17 protein-coding genes are annotated in these 20,057 nt (G+C 64.6%); 14 read left to right on the forward strand and 3 right to left on the reverse strand.

The features are described from left to right. Nucleotides 1-32: 32 nt before the first annotated feature. Both EO094_RS06360 and EO094_RS06365 read left to right on the forward strand, forming a co-directional pair. The gene (locus tag EO094_RS06360; RefSeq protein ID WP_164879568.1) at nucleotides 33-698 is read left to right on the forward strand and encodes a transglycosylase domain-containing protein; all 666 of its coding nucleotides are present in this window, start codon (nucleotides 33-35) and stop codon (nucleotides 696-698) included. A 307-nt stretch (nucleotides 699-1,005) separates the two neighbouring features. Continuing rightward, nucleotides 1,006-2,337 (forward strand): sodium-dependent transporter, encoded by a 1,332-nt coding sequence (locus tag EO094_RS06365; protein ID WP_128291395.1) that lies wholly within the window; start codon nucleotides 1,006-1,008, stop codon nucleotides 2,335-2,337. Nucleotides 2,338-2,474: 137 nt separating this feature from the next. Here the strand turns inward: EO094_RS06365 and EO094_RS06370 are convergent, their stop codons facing one another. Further along, complete coding sequence (locus tag EO094_RS06370; RefSeq protein WP_128291396.1) at nucleotides 2,475-2,975, reverse strand: Lrp/AsnC family transcriptional regulator; 501 nt, start codon at nucleotides 2,973-2,975, stop codon at nucleotides 2,475-2,477. A gap of 99 nt (nucleotides 2,976-3,074) precedes the next feature. On the opposite strand from EO094_RS06370, the gene EO094_RS06375 reads away from it, so the two are divergent. Then, nucleotides 3,075-3,482, forward strand: a complete 408-nt coding sequence (locus EO094_RS06375; RefSeq protein ID WP_128291397.1) for a DUF2000 family protein — start codon at nucleotides 3,075-3,077, stop codon at nucleotides 3,480-3,482. A gap of 169 nt (nucleotides 3,483-3,651) precedes the next feature. Here EO094_RS06375 and EO094_RS06380 read toward each other — a convergent pair whose 3' ends face one another. Beyond that, a complete protein-coding gene (locus EO094_RS06380) occupies nucleotides 3,652-4,551 on the reverse strand; it encodes an SDR family oxidoreductase (protein ID WP_128291398.1) in 900 nt (299 codons plus the stop codon). A 97-nt stretch (nucleotides 4,552-4,648) separates the two neighbouring features. On the opposite strand from EO094_RS06380, the gene EO094_RS06385 reads away from it, so the two are divergent. Continuing rightward, nucleotides 4,649-5,485 (forward strand): helix-turn-helix transcriptional regulator, encoded by an 837-nt coding sequence (locus EO094_RS06385; RefSeq protein WP_128291399.1) that lies wholly within the window; start codon nucleotides 4,649-4,651, stop codon nucleotides 5,483-5,485. Nucleotides 5,486-5,880: 395 nt separating this feature from the next. After that, nucleotides 5,881-6,708 carry a transporter family protein gene (locus tag EO094_RS06390; RefSeq protein WP_128291400.1) on the forward strand — a complete coding sequence of 276 codons (828 nt, stop codon included), beginning with the start codon at nucleotides 5,881-5,883 and terminating at the stop codon, nucleotides 6,706-6,708. Nucleotides 6,709-6,723: 15 nt separating this feature from the next. On the opposite strand, the gene EO094_RS06395 is transcribed toward EO094_RS06390, so the two are convergent. After that, nucleotides 6,724-7,536 (reverse strand): IclR family transcriptional regulator, encoded by an 813-nt coding sequence (locus EO094_RS06395; RefSeq protein ID WP_128291401.1) that lies wholly within the window; start codon nucleotides 7,534-7,536, stop codon nucleotides 6,724-6,726. Between the two features lie 117 nt (nucleotides 7,537-7,653). On the opposite strand from EO094_RS06395, the gene EO094_RS06400 reads away from it, so the two are divergent. From EO094_RS06400 to EO094_RS06440, 9 genes are all read left to right on the forward strand, one after another. Further along, on the forward strand, nucleotides 7,654-9,213 hold the full coding sequence (locus EO094_RS06400) for a M81 family metallopeptidase (protein ID WP_128291402.1): 1,560 nt from the start codon (nucleotides 7,654-7,656) through the stop codon (nucleotides 9,211-9,213). Between the two features lie 66 nt (nucleotides 9,214-9,279). After that, a complete protein-coding gene (locus EO094_RS06405) occupies nucleotides 9,280-10,863 on the forward strand; it encodes an ABC transporter substrate-binding protein (protein WP_205649869.1) in 1,584 nt (527 codons plus the stop codon). A 97-nt stretch (nucleotides 10,864-10,960) separates the two neighbouring features. Continuing rightward, nucleotides 10,961-11,902 carry an ABC transporter permease gene (locus tag EO094_RS06410; RefSeq protein WP_128291404.1) on the forward strand — a complete coding sequence of 314 codons (942 nt, stop codon included), beginning with the start codon at nucleotides 10,961-10,963 and terminating at the stop codon, nucleotides 11,900-11,902. A gap of 94 nt (nucleotides 11,903-11,996) precedes the next feature. Then, a complete protein-coding gene (locus EO094_RS06415; protein WP_234629372.1) occupies nucleotides 11,997-12,791 on the forward strand; it encodes an ABC transporter permease in 795 nt (264 codons plus the stop codon). 1 nt (nucleotide 12,792) lies between these two features. Next, on the forward strand, nucleotides 12,793-14,478 hold the full coding sequence (locus EO094_RS06420) for an ABC transporter ATP-binding protein (protein WP_128291406.1): 1,686 nt from the start codon (nucleotides 12,793-12,795) through the stop codon (nucleotides 14,476-14,478). Further along, nucleotides 14,475-15,644, forward strand: a complete 1,170-nt coding sequence (locus EO094_RS06425; protein WP_128291407.1) for a M20 aminoacylase family protein — start codon at nucleotides 14,475-14,477, stop codon at nucleotides 15,642-15,644. The genes EO094_RS06420 and EO094_RS06425 overlap by 4 nt, the downstream gene beginning before the upstream one ends. An 82-nt stretch (nucleotides 15,645-15,726) precedes the next feature. Beyond that, nucleotides 15,727-16,863, forward strand: coding sequence for a M20/M25/M40 family metallo-hydrolase (locus tag EO094_RS06430; protein ID WP_205649870.1), 1,137 nt, complete (start codon nucleotides 15,727-15,729; stop codon nucleotides 16,861-16,863). Further along, complete coding sequence (locus tag EO094_RS06435; protein ID WP_128291409.1) at nucleotides 16,863-18,428, forward strand: gamma-glutamyltransferase; 1,566 nt, start codon at nucleotides 16,863-16,865, stop codon at nucleotides 18,426-18,428. Before EO094_RS06430 ends, EO094_RS06435 begins: the two co-directional genes overlap by 1 nt. Before the next feature lie 9 nt (nucleotides 18,429-18,437). Next, entirely contained in the window at nucleotides 18,438-19,955 is a 1,518-nt protein-coding gene (locus tag EO094_RS06440) for an amidase (RefSeq protein ID WP_128291852.1), read from the forward strand. Nucleotides 19,956-20,057: the final 102 nt, after the last annotated feature.

A 20,057-nucleotide genomic window follows, 5' to 3' on the forward strand; every position in this document is an offset into this window, starting at 1 on the left:
ATAAACGGCGGCACCTAGGACAAGCAAATAGAATGACGCGGATACTGAAATATGCGGTCATCTTATTTGCTCTCTTGCTTGTCGGTCTCGTGGGCTATGGCGCCAAGGGATACTGGGATGCGGTATCGGATGCCGAGAGCTTGCGCGCTCGTGCCGATGCCGCGATTGCTCAAGGGCGCGGCGGGGCCTCCCTGGGGGCGGCCCACCGGGATATCCTGCTCGCTGTCGAAGACCCGAATTTTTCAACGCATCCCGGCGTGGATTTCTCGACCTCCGGCGCCGGCTTGACCACCATCACCCAATCGGCGGCCAAGCGGCTCGCCTTTGAGGAATTTCACCCCGGCCTCGGAAAGATACGCCAGACCGGCTATGCGCTCGGGATGGAGAGCCGTCTTTCCAAGGAGCAGATCCTTGCCCTGTGGCTGGAGACGCTGGAAATGGGCAACGGTCCCGATGGCTGGATGGTCGGCTTTCATTCGGCAAGCTCAGCGATTTATGGGCGGCCTCCAGCCGACCTGACCGACGCCGAGTTTATCCGGCTCGTGGCGGTGCTGATCGCGCCGGCCTCCTATAATCTCGCTGGCAGAGACGCCAAGCTGGACGAACGGGTGGCCCGGATCCAGCGTTTGGTGGCCGGCGCGTGTGCGCCTGCGGGTTTTTCAGATGTCTGGCTCGAGGGATGCCGGCAACCCGAGTGAGAAACGGCTGAGGCCGCAGGATGTGCACACGGCCGCATGCGCTGGCCGCCGACCTTTTGGAAAGCCGACTTGGGGCGACGTGCCGAATCGTCGCATTCGCGTAAAAATGTCCCGCGAAAGCGGGGATCGGCGAAATTTTTAAGTTTCGATCATCGACTTTCGTTTGCGGAGCGGGTTTTAAGTTCGCCAGCCCGAGCCGGTGAGGCGACAGCCCGTCCTTCCCTGCACCGGCACTCATCCACACGAGAGCATCCGTGCCGGCCATGCGACGGCCGGTCGGCATGCGAAAACCCGACAGGATCGATTCATGGACGCTCCGAGAGAAAAGTGGCACTCCCGCATCGGCTTCATCGTCGCCGCTGCTGGCTCCGCCGTCGGCCTCGGCAATATCTGGAAGTTTCCTTACATCACCGGCGAAAACGGCGGTGCTGCTTTCCTCCTGCTTTATCTCGCGATCGTCTTCACGATCGGCCTGTCCGTGCTGCTGGCTGAAGTCGCCGTCGGGCGCGCGAGCCAGAGCGATGCGCTGTCGGCCTTCAAGGTGCTCGGCCATAAGGGCTGGACCGTGGTCGGCGCGATCGGCCTTACCGTCGCCTTCCTGATCCTGTCGTTTTATTCGGTCATCGCCGGCTGGACGATCGCCTATGTGATCAAGTCCGCCGACGGCGCCTTCAGCGGCCTCGACATCGGCGGTATCGGAGATTCCTTCGTCGGCTTCATCTCCGATCCCTGGCAGCCGTTGATCTATCAGGCGGTGTTCGTCGTGCTCACCGTTTTTGTGGTGTTGAAGGGCGTCGCCTCCGGCATCGAACGGGTCAGCAAGATCCTGATGCCTGTGCTGTTCCTGATCCTGCTCGCCCTCGTCGCCCGCTCGATGACGTTGCCGGGCGCGGAAGCGGGCCTGAAATTCTTCCTGTCGCCGGACTTTTCCAAGATCAACGGCACGGTCTTCATGGCCGCCCTCGGCCAGGCCTTCTTCTCGCTCTCCATCGGCATGGCGGCGATGCTGACCTACGGCTCCTATCTCGATCGCGACACCCGCATCGGCCGCTCGGCCTGGTACATCGTCTCCCTCGACACGATGGTGGCGGTGCTGGCCGGTCTCGCCATTCTGCCGGCGGTCTTTGCCTTCGGTCTCGATCCGGAAGCCGGTCCGGCGCTCACCTTCATCACCCTGCCGACGGTGTTCCAGGCCATGCCCGGCGGCGCGATCTTCGGACCCGCCTTCTTCGTGCTGTTGCTGATTGCGGCGCTGACCTCCTCGGTCTCGCTCCTGGAACCGCTCGTCGCCCTCTTCTGCGACCGCGGTTTCGGCCGGGTGCCGACGACCATCGCCATCGGCGTCGTCACCTTCCTGCTCGGCGTTCCGTCTTCGCTGTCGCAGGGCATCTGGGCCGATTACAAGCTGTTCGGCATGGGGTTCCTCGATCTCCTCGACTTCCTGACCGCCAACATCATGCTGCCGATCTCCGGCCTGATGGTGGCGATTTTCGTCGGCTGGGTGCTGGGGCCGCGGGCCGCCAGCGAGGTGACCATGGACGGCGAGCATCCCGGCGTCTTCTTGACGCTGTGGATCTTCATCCTGCGCTTCGTCGCCCCGGTCGCGATCCTGGCGATCCTCATCAACGGCTTGATGTAGGGACATCCGGCCTTATCGAGATGACAGGCGAGGGGACGGGCGAGATGCGCGCCCCCTTGCGGATGGAACGGGTGTCGGCCGGCGGCCGGCATTTCCGTGCTTTGGGAGCCTCGCGCGGTTTCTATCGGCCGATGCTCCTAATCGTCCGCGACCGGGCTCGGTCCGCGTTCGAGATAGGTTGACAGGGCGATGTAGCTGCGGGTCCCCTTGAATCCCTCGATGGAATGGATCCGCTCCAGAAGCTCCTCCAAGGCCTGCGTGTCGCGCGTCCTCACCTTGAGGAGCATGGCGCTTTCGCCCGTGACAGTGTGGATCTCTTCCACTTCGGGAAGCTCCTTGAGCGCCAGCAGCTGGCGCGTCACCGCCCAGCTCGTCGTGTCGATATGCACGAAGGCCAGGAGGGGTCTTCCGAGCCTTGCGCCGTCGAGAACCGCGATATTGGCCTTGATCACGCCATCCTGCCGCAGGCGCTTGACGCGCTCGTGCACGGCCGGCGGCGAGAGATGGAGCAGCTTGCCCAGCTCAGCATAGCTCCGCGTGGAATCCTCAGCCAAAAGACCTAACAGGGTTCGGTCCTTGTCGTCCAAACGGGCCGGCGGTGCGAGCCGCTGCCGAACCTGGTTCGTATCTTTCGTCATCGCCCGGAATGCCTTTGGTGCGGAATATCATTCGGCATTATGATGTCTGGATCTTATGAAATGCAATAAATTCCCGGTTAGTCTGAAGGAAAGTAAGGCATGTTCGATACGAAGGTCGCCATTCTGGTGCTGGACGATCTCGCGACCTGGCAGAAGCTGAACGTCACTGCGTTCCTCGCGACCGGCGTGGCCGCGATGGCTCCGGAGGCGATGGGCGAGCCCTATGAGGATGCGGCGGGACGACGGTTCGCCAGTCTCCTCGGACAGCCGATGCTGATCTTCGCGGCGGGAGAAAGCGAGCTCAAGCGCGCCCACCGCATTTCGGGAGAGAAAGGGCTTCTCACGGCCGCCTATGTCAGGGCGATGTTCTCGACGGGCCACGACGCGGCAAACCGCGAGGTGTTCAAGGCCGAACCCGCCGATGCCCCCGATCTCGTCGGGATCGCGATCCGCGGTCCGAAGAAGGACGTCGACAAGGCGACAAAGGGGGCGAAGCTGCATCCATGATGCGAAGCTTCGGCTGTCGTCGCTCCTAACTCTTGTCCTTCGTGACCTTCGGCGCCGCGGGGCGCGGCGCCGAAGGTTTTTGTGTCCGTCGAAGAGGTCGGCGCGATGGTCCGCTTTTCCGGCGGCATCGATCAAGGTCATGCCGCGAGACGGCCGGGTCGTTCGTCGATCAAGCGGCGCTGGCCGCGTAATCCATGCGAGCAAGGTCTTCCAGAAGCGTCGGTCCCGTCGGCTTCCAGCCGAGCCGTTCGCGGGTGAGGGCACTGGACGCCGGCATATCGAGACTTGCAAAGCCTGAGAGCCATCCAAAGTGGGTCTCGGCCTCGTTCTTCGTCACGGATTGGACCGGCACATCGAGGCCGGCACCGATCGCTTCCGCGATGGCGCGCATCGGAACGGCTTCCTCGGCCACGGCGTGCCAGCGGATGCCCGGCTCGTGGTGATCGAGCGCCAGGACATAGAGGCGGGCGACGTCTTCGACGGCGGCAGCGCACCAGCGGTTGCTGCCCTCGTCGACATAGGCCGACACGCCTTTTTCGCGGGCGAGGTCGATCAGTGGCGAAATCAGGCCCTGTTTGACGGGATCGTGGACCTGAGGCAGCCGCACGACGCCGACGGAGACGCCGCGTTCCCCGACGGCGAGGCCCGCGAGCTCGCTCTTGATCCGGGGGATCGGATGCTCGCGATCAAAGATATCCTCGCGGGCGAACTGTCCCGGCCCGGGGCTGCCCATCGCGGTGCCCGAGGTGATGAGGAGCGCACGATCCGACCCGGCCAGCACGTCGCCGATCGCCTCGATCACCCGCCGGTCCTTGTCGCAATTCTCTTCATATTGCGCGAAATTATGGTCGAATGCCGTGTGGATCACGGCGTCGACGCCCTCGGCGCCCTTCGCCAGGGCTCTCGGGTCGTCGAGATCGCCGCGGTGGACTGCGGCGCCGGCCTCCTGCAGCCGGCGCGCACCCGCCTCGGAGCGGGTGTTGCCAAGCACCTGGTGCCCCTCCGCAAGCAGATTGGGCAGGATTCGCGAGCCGATAAAGCCGGTTGCGCCAGTCAGAAATACACGCATCAGGTTCTTCCTCTTTGAGAGGATCCGTATTTCGCGAGCTTGCGGTACCTGTTAAAGTAGTGAGCTTATCATGGTATAATTCACAACAGGATGGATCGTGCCTGACGACACGCCAAATCAGCTCGGCATATACCTGCGCGACCGCCGCACGCGGCTCGATCCGGCGTCGTTCGGCTTCGTCGGAGGCCGGCGCCGAACGCCTGGGCTGCGCCGCGAGGAGGTGGCAGCTCGCGCAAATATCAGCCCGACCTGGTACACCTGGCTCGAGCAGGGGCGCGGCGGTGCGCCCTCGGCCGATGTGCTCGACCGGCTCGCCAAGGGGCTGATGCTGACGGAGCTCGAGCGCGAGCACCTTTATATGCTGGCCCTTGGCCATCCGCCGGAAGTGCGTTACCAGCCGGTCGAAGGCGTCACCCCGCGGCTCCAGCGCGTGCTCGACGCGATGCCGCTCAGCCCCGCCATCATCAAGACGGCGCTATGGGACGTCGTCGGCTGGAACAGGGCTGCAGCGGCGCTGTTGATCGACTATTCCAAGCTGCCGCGCGAGCGACGCAACATCCTCCGCCTCATGTTCAGCAGCTCCCGCGTGCGCGCCAAACAGGAGGGGTGGGAGAGCGTCGCTCGCTTCGTCGTCGGCTCGTTCCGGGCGGATGTGGCGCGAGCGGGCGCGAGCGGCAGCGCCGAGGTGATGCGGCTCGTTGCCGAGCTATGCGAGATGAGCCCCGAGTTCGAGGCGCTGTGGCAGGACAACGACGTGGTCGCGCATGGCGAGGGCGTGAAATGCATTCATCACCCGGAGGCCGGAATGCTCGATCTGGAATTCTCCTCCTTCGCCGTCGAAGGGCGGCCCGAGCTCGGCATGATCGTCTATAACCCGGCATCGCCAGAGGACGCCGAGCGCTTGCGAGCTCTCATCGACGCGAAAACGATCTAGTCGGGTTGCAGCGGACTCGGGCCAAGGACGGCCATGACGTGACGCATATCCGTTCGGGCGCGTGCCGCTCTTTCTATGGACATAGGTCGTCGCGGCCTTTGGCGCGACGGCGGGAAGCGCCGCCACGATGAAACACTCGTGCGGGTCCGGACTGACCTCGATGAAGATGTCTGTATGATCTAAGGCAGAATCGAGTTTGTACTATAGTTCACATTAAATAATAATTGAATTTTGTAAGTTTATCGGAATGATGCCTGGCGTCTGCGTGAAGTTTTGCGTGGTGTGGCGGGCGGTATGTCAGAGTTTGCGTTTCGTCGAGGTCATCGCTTCTCGCGTGTTGCCGGTCCAGTTCTTGTGGAGGCAAAGGGCGGAAATCTTTCCGCGCGTTTTCTCGCATGTTTCGCCTGACAAGCGGTCGGGCCGCGGCGGGGGTGTCGCTGACGGCTCTCCTTGCCCAAAGCTTCTTCGTCGTTTCGCTCGCCTTGTCTTTTCTCGCCGGCAATTCTGCTGCCCTCGCGGGTGCGTGGACGCTGCAGAAAGGCGCCGGTCAGGTGATCGGGACGTTGGTCTTTTCGCAAAGTCCAGGCGACCTCACGGGCCTCGTCTACGATACCACGAAGACGGAATTCACGCTCTTTGCCGAATATGGCGTCACACGCGACCTGACGGTGATCGCGGCACCTGGATTTCGCCGTGCCTCGGTCGGAGATTCGACGAGCAGCGGGCCGGGATATTTCGATTTCGGTGCGCGCTATCAGGTCTTCAGGAAAGGCGCGGCGGTCGCATCGGTTCAGGGGATCGCGCGCATTCCGGGCGCCTCCGATCCCACAGTTTTGGCCAATCTCGGCTCCACCAACGCGGAATATGATCTGCGTGGTCTCTTCGGCTACGGCTTCAAGCTCGGCGAGAACGATGCATTCGTCGATATTCAGGCCGGCTACCGGTTCCGGACCGCCGGACCGGCGGACGAAGTGCGGGCCGATCTCACGTTCGGCTACCGCTTGCGGCCGGATCTGCTCCTCATCGGTCAGTCCTTCAATACGGTGAGCGTCGGAGAGGTTCAGGGCGGCTTCCGACGCGTTCGAGAGCACAAGCTGCAGGTGAGTGCCGTCTACGACGTCAACGCCCGTCTCTCCGTGCAGGCCGGCAGCTTTGCGACTGTCCTGGGAGAGAACGCGCTTCGCGAGCGGGCCGTCTTCTCCGCCGTCTGGGTCCGTTTCTGAGCCTTCGAGAGGTCCTCAGAGACTGCCCATGATCGCCCGCGCCGCTTCCATGGCAAGCGGAGAGGCCCGTTTGACGAAATCCTCGGGCGTCCATTCCGACAGCGATCCCGCCACGTGGATTGCGCCGAGGGGGACACCGTCGCCGCGTGAGATCGCCACGCCGAGTGCGACTTCACCGTGCAGAAACTCCTCTACAACCAGGGCATAGCCGTCGGTGCGGGCCTTTTGGATTATCTTCATGATTGCGGCGGGCTCGACGACCGTTTTGGCGGTGTACTTGTGCAAAGGCGTGCGCTGGATGATGTCGCGTGCTGCCTCGTCCGGCAGGAGCGAGAGGAGGGCCCGGCCGCCTGCCGTGCAATAGGTCGGCACGCTGTGGCCGACGAGGGTGGCGTGGAAGGTCTCGCGTTTGCTCTGCATGCGCAGAGCGTAGATGATGCGGGTCTCGTCATAGAGGCTGAAATCGACGCGCTCGCGGATCGTCTTGCGCAGCTCCAGGAGCACGGGCGTCGCTTTCTGTATGACGGGATCGAGCCGGAGCACGTCGAGCGTGTGGTCGAGAAGGCGGATGCCGGGGAGATAGCCGCGATCGCCCGGGCCGCGCCGAAGATATCCCAGTTTCGAGAGGGTGTGGACGAGCCGCTGGGCGGCCGATCTGTCGATGCCGGCGCGAAGGGCGATTTCCGAAAGGCTGAGAGGGCCGGACGCGTGATGAAAGGCGCTTAAAACCTGCATGGCCCGGCCGGCCGCGCGGACGAAGAGGCTGTCGTCCTCATAGGGGAGGGAATCGATCGGTTGGGAGGGGTCAGCCCGTAGACGCTTATTCATGGATAGCTTGACGGCTCGTTCGAGGGGTTACTATGATCGTTGTGCAATATATTTGTATTGCATAGCGATACACAACCTCTTTTAACGGTGTGTGCCGATGGGTGGGGGCAGGCGGAGATGACGTTCAGGGTCGCGGTGGCGGGCTTCCTCCACGAAACCAATACGTTCGCTCCGGTTCGGGCGGATTTCGAGGCTTTCCGGGTCGGCGGAGGCTATATCGGGATGACGCGGGGGGCCGCGCTTCTCGATGCGGCGCAGAAGGTCAATCTCGGCATTGCCGGCGCGCTCGACGTCGCCAGGGAGCAGGGCTGGGACGTGGTGCCGACGCTCTGGGCCGGGGCGATTCCCTCAGGCTATGTGACGCGCGCGGCGTTTGAGTCGATCGCCGGCGAGGTCGTGCAGCGGATCTCCGAGGCCGGGCCGCTCGACGGCGTCTTTCTCGATCTCCATGGCGCGATGGTGGCGGAGCATCTCGACGACGGGGAAGGCGAGATCGCCCGCCGCGTCCGCGCGGTGGTCGGTGACGCCGTCCCGATCACATCGGCGCTCGACCTGCACGGCAATATCTCAGCGGCCTTTGTCGACACGGTCGACGCGCTCGTCGCCTTCCGCACCTATCCCCATGTCGATATGGCCGCGACCGGCGCGCGGGCGGCCCGGCTTCTCCATGAGATGATGGCAACGGGCAGGCGGCCCGCGAAAGCCTTCCGGCGCATGTCCTATCTCGTGCCGATCCCGTTTCAGGCGACGGAGATGGCGCCGGGGGACGCGCTCTACGCCGAGATCGATGCACTGGAGCGGGAGGGGGTGCTCTCCGCCTCACTCTTCATGGGTTTTCCAGCGGCGGATATTCCCGATTGCGGCCCGACGGCGATGGCCTTCGCGGCGACGCAGGAGGAGGCCGAGCGTGCCGCCGACCGTATCGCGGCCGCCTATGAGGCGGCCGAGCCGCTCTTCGACAATCGCACTTTTACGGCCGAGGAAGCCGTGGCGGAGGCGGCGCGCATCGCCGCCGTTAAAACGGGTCCAGTCATCATCGCGGATACGCAGGACAATCCCGGGGCGGGCGGCGTTTCGGCGACGACCGGGATGTTGCGCGCGCTCATCGCGGCCGATGCCCAAGATGCCGCGATCGGCCTCATCGTCGATCCGGCGAGCGCGGAAAAGGCGCATCAGCTCGGCGAGGGGGCGACGGCGCATTTTGCGATCGGCAGTCACCCCAGCGTTCCAGGCGACCATCCGGTCGAGACGGAGGCGGTGGTGGAGCGTCTTTCCGACGGGCGGCTTCATGCGACGGGTCCCTATTACGGCAGCGGACGGCTCGACCTCGGGCGATCGGCGTGCCTGCGCATCGGCGGTGTGCGCGTCGTCGTGACGAGTGGCATCGCGCAGATGGCGGACCGCGAAATGTTCCGTTTCGTCGGCGTTGTCCCGGAGGAGCAGGCGATCCTGGTGGTGAAAAGCTCCACGCATTTCCGCGCCGATTTCGCGCCCATCGCCTCAGAGATTCTGGTGGCCCTGTCGCCCGGCCCGATGCCTTTCAATCCTGCCGATCTGCCGTTCACGCGGCTTCCGGCCGACATGAAACTCTTCCCGAACGGACCTCTGTTCGGAGAAGCGAGCGCCGCAAAGGCGCATTCCGACCCAGGCGGGGAGAACATCGCCGCGGTCCAATAACGATAAAGCACAAACAGATCGAATCCGAGAGAGGGATGTATGCAGAGCTTGAAACCACTTTCTTGCATGAAGCGTAGCCTCGCCGCCGCGCTTCTTGCAGGCGGCGTGCTGTCCGCACCCGCTGTCGCCAACGCGCAGGATGATGGCAAGACCATCACGGCGGTGATGCATTCGGGTCTGCGCGTGCTCGACCCCGTGATCACCACCGCGCACATCACCCGCGACCACGGCTATATGATCTATGACGTCCTGACGGCCGTGGACGAGAATTTCGAGCCTCAGCCGCAGATGGCGGATTGGGACGTCTCCGACGACAAGCTGACCTACACCTTCACCCTGCGCGACGGGCTGAAGTTTCATGACGGAGCGCCGGTGACCGGCAAGGACGTCGTCGCCTCGCTCACCCGCTGGGGCAAGCGCGATTCCGGCGGTCAGATGATCTTCGACGTGACGGAAAGCCTCGAGGCGCCGGACGACAAGACCATCGTGTGGAAGCTCTCGGAGCCTTTTCCGCCGCTCCTCAACGTTATTTCCAAGCAATCGGCCGTGCCGCCCTTCATCATGCCGGAGCGGGTGGCGGAAACCTCGCCGGACGAGCCGATCACCGATTACACCGGCTCCGGCCCGTTCGTCTTCAACACGGACAAATACGAGCCGGGCGCTTCGGTCACCTACGACAAGTTCGAAGATTACGTGCCGCGCGACGAGCCGCCCTCCTGGATGGCCGGCGGCAAAAAGGTCAATGTCGACCATGTCGTCTGGACGACGATGCCCGACAATCTGACCGCGATGAACGCGCTCGCGGCCGGAGAGATCGATTATCTGGAACAGGTGCAGGTCGACCTTCTGCCGGTGATCGAGAACGCGCCGGACGTGACGGTCGAGATGCGTGACCCGCTCGGCTTCGTCACGATCGGGCGGCCGAACTTCCTGCATCCGCCCTTCGACAACAAGAAGGTGCGCCAGGCGGCCCTTCTGGCCCTGAGCCAGGAAGACGTGCTCGCCACCATGATGGGCTCCGACAAGTACTACAAAGTCTGCGGGGCGATCTTCGGGTGCGGAACGCCGCTCGGCGATGAATCGGGCTCCGAGCCGATCACCTCCGGCGCGCATCCGGAAGAGGCCAAGAAGCTTCTGGAAGAGGCGGGTTACGACGGCACGCCGGTGGTGCTCATGCAGCCGACGGACGTCGTCAGCCTGACCAATCAGCCGGTCGTCGCCGCACAGGCACTTCGCCAGGCGGGCTTCAACGTCGATATGCAGGCCATGGACTGGCAGTCGGTCGTGCAGCGGCGGGCGCAGCAGAATCCTCCCTCCGAGGGCGGCTGGAACATCTTCTTCACGAACTGGATGGTGCCGGAGATTTCCGATCCGCTCATCAACGTGATGGTGAACGGGCGTGGCGACGATGCCTGGTTCGGCTGGCCGGACGATCCCGAGATCGAAAAGCTGCGTGACGACTTCGCGCTCGCTGAGGATCAGGAGGCCCGCAAAGCGGCCGCCGTCGCGATCCAGAAGCATGTGATGGACAATGTGAACTATATCCATCTCGGCGAATACAACATGCCTCAGGCGCGGCGGAATTCGATCCAGAACATGATCCCGTCGCCGGTTCCGGTCTTCTGGAACATGACGAAAGAGGCGGAGTGATCCACCTTCGGAGACGCGCTTTTGCGCGCGTCTCCGGCCGTCCTGTCTCGCAATTTGCGTTGAGGTTCTAACAGGCCTCGCGGCAAGGAGACCGATCATGTTCGGCTATATCCTGAAGCGGATCCTCGCCACGATCCCCGTGATGGCGATCGTCGCGGTCTTCGTCTTCCTTCTGCTTCGCCTGACCCCCGGCGATCCGGCGGCGATTCTCGCCGGTGATGCCGCCACGCCTGCGCAGCTCGAGCGCATCCGTGACCGGCTCGGCCTCAACGATCCTCTGCATATCCAGTTCTTCACCTGGATCGGGCAGATGCTGCACGGCGATCTCGGAACCTCCCTCATTTCCAGCACACCGGTTGCGGGCATGATCGGAGACCGGCTCGGGCCGACGCTCAGCATCGCCATCATGACCATCATCATCTCGGTGCTGCTGGCCGTGCCGATGGGCGTGATCGCGGCGTGGCGCCATCGCACCTGGGTCGATTTCCTGGTGATGTCCTTCTCGGTGCTGGGATTTTCCGTCCCCGTCTTCGTGATCGGCTACATCCTGATCCAGATTTTCGCGATCGAGCTGCGCTGGGTGCCGGTGCAGGGCTACGCGCCGCTTTCCTCGGGCATCGGTCCATTCCTGACGCGGGCGATCCTGCCGTCGCTGACGCTCGCCACGATCTATGTGGCGCTGATCGCGCGCATGACGCGCGCCTCCATGCTGGAAGTTCTGGGCGAGGATTACGTGCGCACCGCCCGCGCCAAAGGCGTGCGGGAAAACGTCGTGCTTTTCCGCCATGCACTGCGCAACGCCGCGGTGCCGATCCTGACGATCATCGGCACGGGCTTTGCGCTTCTCATCTCGGGCGTCGTGGTGACGGAAAGCGTCTTCAACATTCCCGGGATCGGCCGGCTCACCGTCGATGCGATCCTGGCGCGGGACTATCCGGTGATCCAGGCGATGATCCTGTTCACCGCCGGCATCTACGTCTTCGTCAATCTCATCGTCGACGTCTCCTATTCCTTCTTCGACCCGAGGATCCGCTACTGACATGGCTGAGATTTCCCCATCCCGCCATAGCGCCTTCCAGGTCTTGACCGGAGTGTTTTCGCTCCCGGCCGGAGCGCGTCTTGGCGCGGGCCCGATGATCGCGGCTGTCATCCTTGTCGCGATCGTGCTCGCTTCGCTGCTGGCGCCGCTTTACGTGCCCTACGATCCGCTGGCGATGGATTCCATGTCCCGCCTGAAGCCCCCTTCGGAGGCGCACCTTCTCGGCACGGACCAGTATGGCCGCGACACCTTCAGCCGGGTGATGACCGGCGGGCGCGTATCGCTCCTCATCGGCGTCGGCGCGGCTCTCGTCAGCGTGGTCATCGGCCTCATCATCGGCCTGGTCGCCGGCTTCTTCCGCGCCGCGGACGGCATCATCATGCGCATCATGGATAGCCTGATGGCGATCCCGGCGATCCTTCTTGCCATCGCGCTCGTCGCCCTCAACGGTCCGAGCCTCGGCTCGGTGATCATCGCCATCACGATTCCCGAAGTGCCGCGCGTCGTCCGCCTGGTGCGGTCCGTCGTGCTGTCGGCGCGCGAGGAGCCCTATGTGGAGGCCGCCATCGCGCTCGGCTCGTCGATGCCGAAGATCCTGGTCCAGCATCTGATGCCGAACACGCTCGCGCCGCTCATCGTGCAGGGAACCTATGTCTGCGCCTCGGCGATCCTGATCGAAGCGATCCTGAGCTTTCTCGGCGCTGGCGTCTCAACCGAGATCCCGACCTGGGGGAACATCATGGCCGAGGGCCGAAGCTATTTTCAGGTGAAGCCCGGCCTCATCTTCTGGCCGGGACTTCTCCTGTCCCTGTGCATTCTGGCGATCAACCTCCTCGGCGATACCGCGCGCGATCTCCTCGATCCGCGGATGAAGAAGCGGGAGGGCTGAGATGCAGCTTTCATCGCGAGACTTTTCGAACGCGCACCGCGTCCTCAAAATCCGCGGGCTGAAGGTCGCCCTGACGGGACGCCCCAATGCGGCACCGGTCTTGAACGGCATCGATCTCGATATCCGGGCGGGGGAAACCCATTGTCTGGTCGGCGAGAGCGGCTCGGGGAAATCGGTCACCTCGCTCGCCGTCATGGGGCTTCTGCCGAAAGGGGCGCTCGAGGTGCAGGGCGGCGAGATCGACGTCGAAGGCTTCGAGATCACCACCGCGACGCATGCGCAGCTGCGCGAATTGCGGGCCCGGCGGATTGCCATGATCTTTCAGGAGCCGATGACGGCGCTCAATCCCGTGCTGCAGGTCGGCGAACAGATCGAAGAGGTGCTCAACATGCACACCGATCTCTCGCAGGCGGAAGCCAAGAAACGCACGCTCGACATCATGGAGCAGGTGCATCTTCCGGACGTTGAGCGGATCTATCAATCCTATCCGCACCAGCTGTCCGGCGGTCAGCGCCAGCGCATCATGATCGCCATGGCGCTCGTGCTCGATCCGCATTTGTTGATCGCGGACGAGCCGACGACGGCGCTCGATGTCACGACGCAGCTGCAGATTTTGAAGCTCATCGCGGAATTGCAGGAGCGCAAGGGAACGGCGCTTCTCTTCATCACGCACGATATGGGCGTGGTGGCGGAAATCGCCGACACGGTGAGCGTGATGCAGAACGGCCGGATCGTGGAGAAGGCCCCGATCCGCGAGCTGCTGACGAACCCGAAAGAGGCGTACACCAAAAAACTCCTGACCGCCGTTCCGAACTTGGCGCCGCGGCCGGCGCGGCCAGCTGCCTCGGCCAAGGACGTGCTCGATGTCCAGGATCTCGAAATGGTCTATGGCGGCGGCGGCCTTCTCAAGCGCCAGGGCGGCGTGAAGGCGGCGCAGGAGGTGAGCTTTACCATTGCGCCGGGACGCACCCTCGGGATCGTCGGCGAAAGCGGCTCCGGCAAGTCCACGGTGGCGCGCTGCATCATCCGCCTGATCGATCCGACGGGCGGCCAGGTGAATGTCGCCGGCACGGATATCTCGACGCTGTCGCGCCGGCAGCTTCGGCCGCATCGCAAGCATCTGCAGATCGTCTTCCAGGATCCCTACCGCTCGCTCAATCCGCGCTGGACCGTGGCGCGCAGCCTTTGCGAGGGGCCGATCAATTTCGGCACGTCGAAGGCTGCGGCGATGGAGCATGCCGCGGAGCTGATGGAACTCGTCGACCTGCCGCGCGATGCCCTGAAACGCTATCCGCACCAGTTTTCGGGAGGACAGCGGCAGCGCATTGCGATCGCCCGCGCCGTCGCCATGAAGCCCGATTTGCTGATCGCCGACGAGGCGGTCTCCGCGCTCGATGTGAGCGTGCAGGCGCAGGTGCTCGACCTCCTGGACGACGTGCAGGAGAGGTTCGGTATCGCGATGCTCTTCATCACCCACGATCTGCGGGTCGCCGCACAGATCTGCGACGAGGTGCTCGTCATGCAGAAAGGCCGGGTGGTGGAGCATGGTGCCGCCGGCGCCGTCCTGCAGAACCCGCATGATCCCTACACACGCAATCTGATTGAGGCCGCGCCCGGCCGGGAATGGGACTTCGCCAATTTCCGTGCACTCGGCACGCCGCCGTTTAACGAAGGAGCCTCCGCATGAGCGTCATCCCGAAGATCGAAGAATTCGCTGCCGAGCTGACTGCGATTCGGCACGACTTTCATGCGCATCCTGAGCTCGGTTTCGAGGAGACGCGCACCGCCGGTATCGTTGCGGAAAAGCTGCGCGCCTATGGCGTTGACGAGGTGCATGAGGGCATCGGCGGCACCGGTGTCGTGGCGCTGATCAAAGGAGAGGGCGGCGGCAACCGCAGGGTCGGGCTGCGCGCCGACATGGACGCGCTGCCGATCGAGGAGGCGTCGGGTGTCCCCTATGCCTCGCAAAACCCGGGGCGGATGCATGCCTGCGGCCATGACGGGCATACGACGATGCTTCTCGGCGCGGCCCGGTATCTTGCCGAAACGCGCGATTTCGACGGCACCGTGGTGTTGATCTTCCAGCCGGCCGAAGAGGGGCTCGGCGGGGCACGACGCATGATCGCCGAAGGTCTCTTCGAAAAATTCCCCTGCGACGAGATCTACGGCATGCACAACGATCCGAATGCCGAGCCCGGGATCGTCACCGTCGCGCCGGGGCCGGCGATGGCGGGGGCGAGCTTCTTCGACATTACGGTGAAGGGCACCGGCAGCCATGCCGCCATGCCGCATCAGTCGAAGGATCCGATCGTCATCGGCACGGCACTGGTGCAGCAATTGCAGAGCGTCGTTAGCCGCAACGCGCCGCCGACGAAGCCGGTGGTGATCTCGGTGACGACGTTCCATGCCGGCGCCGCCTACAACGTCGTGCCGGACACGGCGACGATCTCCGGCACGATCCGCTATTTCCACGACGAAGTGGCGGAGATGGCGCATCAGCGGATCAAGGATCTCTGCGCAGGGCTGAGCCAAGCCTACGGTGTCGAGATCACGGCCGATCTGCGCAACGTCTTCGACGTTTTGATGAACGACCCGGAACTCTCCACCGCCTATGTCGATGCGGCGAAGGAGGTCGTGGGTGCCGACATGGCCTTCGAAACCAGCGATCAGATGACCGGTTCGGAAGATTTCGCCGACATGCTGAAGGTGGTGCCGGGGGCCTATTGCCGGGTGGGGCATGCGGGGTCGATCGGGCTGCACAATCCGGCTTTCGTGCTCGACGACGCGATCCTTCCCGTGGGTGCCTCGATCTATGCGCGCATTGTCGAAAACCGCCTGAAGCGCGGCGCCTGACACAGCCGACGCACTTTCCTTCTCCGATATTCAACCAGCCCGGCCCGCCCGAAGCGGCGGCCGGTAGAGGAGCTGTCTGATGATGAATCCGCTCGATCTGCCCTTCCATGCGGAGGAGATGCTCGCGGGCCTGAAGCCCTGGATCGAGACCGAAAGCCCGACCTTCGATGCGGCGGCGGTCAATCGCATGATGGACGTCGTGCAGCACGAGCTGGCAGCGCTCGGGGGCAAGGTCGAACGCATTCCGGGCCGCATGGGGCTCGGCGATAGCGTGCGCGCGACGATGCCGCATGCGCGGGCGGGCGAGGGGGGCATCCTGCTTCTCGGCCATCTCGACACGGTGCATCCGCTCGGCACGATCGACGTCCTGCCGTTCAAGCGGGAGGGCGAGATCTGCTACGGCCCGGGCCTGATGGACATGAAGGGTGGCAATTACGTCTATCTCGATGCGCTTCGGAAGCTCTTTGCCGCCAGGATCGAGACGCCCCTGCCGGTCACCGTCCTGTTCACGCCCGACGAGGAGATCGGCACGCCTTCGACGCGCGAGCTGATCGAGGCCGAGGCGAAGCGCCACAAATATATCCTGGTTCCGGAACCGGCGCGCCCCGACGGCGGCGCGGTGATCGGGCGCTATGCCATCGCACGCTTCAACCTGACGGCGCGCGGCAAGCCGAGCCATGCGGGCTGGCAGCTCGCCGAAGGGCGTTCGGCGATCGCCGCGATGGCGAAGAAGGTCGCGGAGATCGAAGGCATGACGACGGAAGACTGCACGTTTTCTGTCGGCGTCTTCAATTCCGGGCGATGGGTGAATTGCGTCTCCTCCGTCTGCGATGCCGAGGTTCTGAGTATGGCGAAGACGCAGGAGCTTCTGGATGAAGGCATCGCCAAGATGATGGCCTTCAACTCCTCCAACGGCGATGTGACGCTGGACGTCACACGCGGCGTCACCCGGCCGGTCTGGGAGCCGGATCAAGCGGGCACGATGGAGATGTTCGGGCTCGCCAAGGAGATCGCCGGCGAGATCGGTTTCGAGCTGAGCGCCGCTTCCGCCGGCGGTGGCTCGGACGGCAATTTCACGGGCTTTCTCGGCCTGCCGACGCTCGATTCGATCGGCGTGCGCGGCAAGGATCTGCACACGCTCAACGAACATATCTATGTCGACAGCCTCGTCGAGCGGGCAAGGCTCGCCGCGGCGCTCTACTGCCGGCTAGGTGCGTGATGTCGGAAGCTCTGTCGCGGACGATGGAGATCCGCAAACATGTCGTTGAGACGGAACGCGGCGTCGTCGCCTCGCAGCATCGTCTGGCGTCGGAGGCGGGCGCCGAAGTGCTGCGGGCCGGCGGCGATGCCGTCGATGCGGCGGTGGCCTGCAGCTTCGTCTGCGGGGTCCTCGAACCATGGATGAGCGGCCCGGCCGGCGGCGGTGCAGCCATGCACTGGCGTGCCGACAGCGGCGAGGCGCATGCGCTCGATTTCGGCATGCGTGCGCCGGTGGGGCTGAAGATCGAGGATTTTCCTCTGTCGGGCGAGGGGGCGGCCGCCGACCTGTTCCCGTGGGAGCGCGTCGTCGACGATCGCAACGTCATCGGTGCGAAAGCCGTGGCGGTGCCGGCGCTCGTCGACGGGCTGGAGGCCGCGCATCGGCGCTGGGGGCGCATGCCCTGGGCGGAATTGCTGGCGCCCGCCATTGCCCATGCCCGCGAGGGGATGAGGGTCGACTGGTATGCGGCGCTCATCATCGCCACGGCCACCCGCGATCTGGCGCGTGATCCGGATGCGGCGGCGATGTTTCTCGCCGACGGGCAGTGGCCGCGGCCGTTCTCCTGGACGGGGATCGGGGAAGACCGGATCGACCAGAGCCGCATGGCGGACAGTCTCGACATTCTCGCGCGAGAGGGCGCGGCGGCAATGCATGGCGGCGATCTCGGCGCCGTGATGGCGCAGGATATTCGCGACAAGGGCGGGAATCTCACGCGCGATGATCTCGCCGGCAACCGTGCCGCGTTCAAGGCGCCGCTGTCGGTCGCCTATCGCGATGCGCTCTTTCACGCCGTGCCCGGGCTCACCGGCGGGGCAACCTTTGCCGGCGCCATCGCCGGGCTCGCCAAGACGGAGCTGCCGTCGCCGGATAAGGCCTATCCCGCCTATGCGCGCGCCCTCTTTGCGGCCTATCGCGATCGGCTGGAGCGCATGGGGCATGACGGAGAAATCCCCGAATGCGCAGGCTCGACGACGCATTTCTCCGTCGTCGACCGCGACGGCAATATGGTGGCCCACACCCAGACCTTGCTGTCGCTCTTCGGCTCGCGCGTGGTGTCGCCGTCGACCGGCTTTCTGATGAACAACGGCATCATGTGGTTCGATCCGGTCGCGGGGCGGGCGAACTCGCTCGGACCCGGCAAGACATGTCTGATGAATGTCTGTCCGGTGCTGGGCGAGGCGAATGGGCGGCGCTTTGCGCTAGGCGCCTCTGGCGGGCGCAAGATCGTTTCGGCGGTGACGCAGCTTGCCTCTTTCATGGCCGATTTCGGCATGGATCTCAGCGCGGCGTTTCGGCAGCCGCGCATCGATGCGTCGAGCGGGGAGCAGATCGTCGCCGATGCGGCGCTGCCGGCGGAAATCGTCTCGGCTCTGGAGGCTATCGCGCCGGTCAAAGCCGTGCGCCGGTCGATGCTGCCTTATCCCTTCGCCTGTCCGTCGGCGGTGATGGATGAGGGCGACAGGCGCTTCGGCATGACGGAAACGATGAGCGCCTGGGGCGACGCCGTCGCCGAGGGGGAGTGAGCTGTGGCCATGGTCGCGAATTCCAGACCTGACGCGTCAGATCCGGCCGATCTCAGCGCCATCGAGGCGCGGCGATTGATCGGGCGGGGAGAGCTTTCCGCCGAAGAACTTGCGCGGGCTTGCATCGCGCGGGTCGAAGCGATCGATCCGGCGTTGAACGCGCTGGTGGCGCGCGATTTCGACGCCGTGATCGAAGGCGCGCGGAAGGCGGACCGGGACAGGGCGGCCGGGAACGCTCTCGGTCCTCTGCACGGCCTGCCCGTCGCCATCAAGGATATGAACGACGTCGCGGGTCTTGCGACGACGTTCGGCTCCGAGATTTTTCGGGGCAACGTGCCGAAGCGCGACGATGCGCTCGTCGCGGGGCTCAGACACGCCGGTGCGCTGCCGCTCGGCAAGACCAACAATCCCGAATGGAGTGCCGGCGCCAATACGCGCAACCGCGTCTACGGCACGACGGCCAACCCGCATGACCTCACCCGCAATTGCGGCGGCTCGTCGGGCGGGTCCGCCGTCGCGCTCGCCTGCGGCTACGCACCTCTCGCTTCTGGGTCGGATCTCGGCGGTTCGCTGCGCACGCCTGCGGCTTTTTGCGGGGTCGTCGGGTTTCGCCCGAGTTTTGGCGTGGTGCCGGGAGACGCCCGTCGCACGAGCCTGTTGCCGCTTGCGACCTCCGGGCCGATGGCGCGCAACGTCGCCGATTGCGGCTTGATGCTGTCAGTCATGGCGCGTCCGGATCCGCGCGATCCGTTTACGGCCGTTGTGGGCGGCAAGACGGCGTGGAAGCCAGATGATTTCGCCCGTCTGCCGCGCTGCGATCTCGCCTCGCTCCGCTTTGCGGTGACGGAGGATTTCGGTTTCGCTCCGGTCGAGGCGGCGAGCCGGCGCGTGTTCCGCAAAGGGGTCAACGCGCTTTTGCCGTTTTTGCGCGCGTGCGAGGAGACGAGCCCGGATTGCACGGATGCCGATCGCATCTTTGCCGTGCTGCGGTCGGTCATCTTTCTCTCCACGCATGCGGCCTTCGTCGACAAGAGCCCCGAGCTCGTCGGCGAGAACGTGACGGAGAATGTCCGCGAGGGACGGTCCTACAGCGCCGGAGACGTGGCGCAGGCGCTGGTCATCCAGGGCAATTACGACCGGCGCTGGCAGCGTTTTTTCGACGAGTGCGATTTCATCCTGTCGCCGGCGGTCACGGCGCAGCCTCGGGACTGGCATGAGGCCTATCCGAGGGAGATCGATGGGCGGCCGACGGCGAGCTATTATCACTGGCTGGCTTGCGCTTATGCCTCGACGATCGCCGGATGTCCCTCGATCACGATCCCGTGCGGGCGGGACGAGAACGGCATGCCGTTCGGCCTGCAGATCATCGGGCGACGGCAAGACGATCTGCGGCTGCTCGCCGTCGCGGCCGAACTCGAAGCTTTGATGGCCGGTCTCTCCGGGCTGGCGCCGAAAGGCCCTGATCTCGTGGCGCTTTCGAATGCGCCGAAGCTCAGCGCGGCCGAGGGGGTCTGGGATGTTCCATGAGGCGGGGCGGGCGCTGTGGGGGGGGCGGCGCTGCGTCAGCCGGTCCTCCCGGGACGGGCGAGTTGAAGGGGGACGCGACGGCACGCACATGTTATGGCCGGT

This window comes from Afifella aestuarii (assembly GCF_004023665.1).
Classification (GTDB): Bacteria; Pseudomonadota; Alphaproteobacteria; order Rhizobiales; family Afifellaceae; genus Afifella; species Afifella aestuarii.

Coding starts and splice junctions, on each gene's coding strand:
- EO094_RS06360 (WP_164879568.1), top strand. CDS start 33: ATGACGCGGATACTGAAATATGCGGTCATCTTATTTGCTCTCTTGCTT.
- EO094_RS06365 (WP_128291395.1), top strand. CDS start 1,006: ATGGACGCTCCGAGAGAAAAGTGGCACTCCCGCATCGGCTTCATCGTC.
- EO094_RS06370 (WP_128291396.1), bottom strand. CDS start 2,975: ATGACGAAAGATACGAACCAGGTTCGGCAGCGGCTCGCACCGCCGGCC.
- EO094_RS06375 (WP_128291397.1), top strand. CDS start 3,075: ATGTTCGATACGAAGGTCGCCATTCTGGTGCTGGACGATCTCGCGACC.
- EO094_RS06380 (WP_128291398.1), bottom strand. CDS start 4,551: ATGCGTGTATTTCTGACTGGCGCAACCGGCTTTATCGGCTCGCGAATC.
- EO094_RS06390 (WP_128291400.1), top strand. CDS start 5,881: ATGTTTCGCCTGACAAGCGGTCGGGCCGCGGCGGGGGTGTCGCTGACG.
- EO094_RS06395 (WP_128291401.1), bottom strand. CDS start 7,536: ATGAATAAGCGTCTACGGGCTGACCCCTCCCAACCGATCGATTCCCTC.
- EO094_RS06400 (WP_128291402.1), top strand. CDS start 7,654: ATGACGTTCAGGGTCGCGGTGGCGGGCTTCCTCCACGAAACCAATACG.
- EO094_RS06405 (WP_205649869.1), top strand. CDS start 9,280: ATGAAGCGTAGCCTCGCCGCCGCGCTTCTTGCAGGCGGCGTGCTGTCC.
- EO094_RS06410 (WP_128291404.1), top strand. CDS start 10,961: ATGTTCGGCTATATCCTGAAGCGGATCCTCGCCACGATCCCCGTGATG.
- EO094_RS06415 (WP_234629372.1), top strand. CDS start 11,997: ATGATCGCGGCTGTCATCCTTGTCGCGATCGTGCTCGCTTCGCTGCTG.
- EO094_RS06420 (WP_128291406.1), top strand. CDS start 12,793: ATGCAGCTTTCATCGCGAGACTTTTCGAACGCGCACCGCGTCCTCAAA.
- EO094_RS06425 (WP_128291407.1), top strand. CDS start 14,475: ATGAGCGTCATCCCGAAGATCGAAGAATTCGCTGCCGAGCTGACTGCG.
- EO094_RS06430 (WP_205649870.1), top strand. CDS start 15,727: ATGAATCCGCTCGATCTGCCCTTCCATGCGGAGGAGATGCTCGCGGGC.
- EO094_RS06435 (WP_128291409.1), top strand. CDS start 16,863: ATGTCGGAAGCTCTGTCGCGGACGATGGAGATCCGCAAACATGTCGTT.
- EO094_RS06440 (WP_128291852.1), top strand. CDS start 18,438: ATGGTCGCGAATTCCAGACCTGACGCGTCAGATCCGGCCGATCTCAGC.